The sequence below is a fragment of the Gallalistipes aquisgranensis genome, assembly GCF_014982715.1.
Lineage (GTDB): Bacteria > Bacteroidota > Bacteroidia > Bacteroidales > Rikenellaceae > Gallalistipes > Gallalistipes aquisgranensis.
In genome coordinates this window covers 1-1,540 of record NZ_JADCJY010000004.1, presented here as the reverse complement: position 1 = coordinate 1,540, position 1,540 = coordinate 1, and the positions used below count along the sequence as shown (strand labels likewise).

Sequence of the window (1,540 nt, the reverse complement as noted above, 5' to 3'; positions counted from 1 at the left end):
TTTTTACAATGGAGAGTTTGATCCTGGCTCAGGATAAACGCTAGCGGCAGGCCTAACACATGCAAGTCGAGGGGCAGCGGATAGAGTAGCTTGCTACTCTTGCCGGCGACCGGCGCACGGGTGCGTAACGCGTATGCAACCTACCTTTAACAGGGGCATAACACTGAGAAATCGGTACTAATTCCCCATAATATTTCGAGAGGCATCTCTTGAGGTTGAAAACTCCGGTGGTTAAAGATGGGCATGCGTTGTATTAGCTAGTTGGTGAGGTAACGGCTCACCAAGGCGACGATACATAGGGGGACTGAGAGGTTAACCCCCCACACTGGTACTGAGACACGGACCAGACTCCTACGGGAGGCAGCAGTGAGGAATATTGGTCAATGGACGCAAGTCTGAACCAGCCATGCCGCGTGCAGGATGACAGCTCTATGAGTCGTAAACTGCTTTTGCAGAAGGGTAAACCCGGATACGTGTATCCGGCTGAAAGTACTCTGCGAATAAGGATCGGCTAACTCCGTGCCAGCAGCCGCGGTAATACGGAGGATCCAAGCGTTATCCGGATTTATTGGGTTTAAAGGGTGCGTAGGCGGTTTGATAAGTTGGAGGTGAAAGCCCGTGGCTCAACCACGGAACTGCCTCCAATACTGTTGAGCTAGAGAATGGTTGCTGTGGGCGGAATGTGTGGTGTAGCGGTGAAATGCTTAGAGATCACACAGAACACCGATTGCGAAAGCAGCTCACAAAGCCATATCTGACGCTGAGGCACGAAAGCGTGGGGAGCAAACAGGATTAGATACCCTGGTAGTCCACGCCGTAAACGATGATAGCTCGTTGCCGGCGATACACTGTCGGTGACTTAGCGAAAGCGTTAAGCTATCCACCTGGGGAGTACGTTCGCAAGAATGAAACTCAAAGGAATTGACGGGGGCCCGCACAAGCGGAGGAACATGTGGTTTAATTCGATGATACGCGAGGAACCTTACCCGGGCTTGAAAGTTAGCGACGGATTCTGAAAGGAGTCTTCCCTTCGGGGCGCGAAACTAGGTGCTGCATGGTTGTCGTCAGCTCGTGCCGTGAGGTGTCGGGTTAAGTCCCATAACGAGCGCAACCCCTACTGTTAGTTGCCAGCGGGTAATGCCGGGAACTCTGACAGGACTGCCGGTGTAAGCCGAGAGGAAGGTGGGGATGACGTCAAATCAGCACGGCCCTTACGTCCGGGGCGACACACGTGTTACAATGGTCGGTACAGAGGGCAGCTACCTGGTGACAGGATGCCAATCTCGAAAGCCGGTCTCAGTTCGGATTGGAGGCTGAAACTCGCCTCCATGAAGTTGGATTCGCTAGTAATCGCGCATCAGCCATGGCGCGGTGAATACGTTCCCGGGCCTTGTACACACCGCCCGTCAAGCCATGGAAGTCGGGGGTGCCTGAAGTACGTCACCGCAAGGAGCGTCCTAGGGCAAAACTGATGACTGGGGCTAAGTCGTAACAAGGTAGCCGTACCGGAAGGTGCGGCTGGAACACCTCCTTTCTGGAG

1 rRNA gene is annotated in these 1,540 nt (G+C 53.9%); it reads left to right on the top strand.

The annotated features are described in order from the left end of the window. Positions 1–5: 5 nt before the first annotated feature. Positions 6–1,534, top strand: a 16S ribosomal RNA gene (locus INF32_RS12070). Positions 1,535–1,540: the final 6 nt, after the last annotated feature.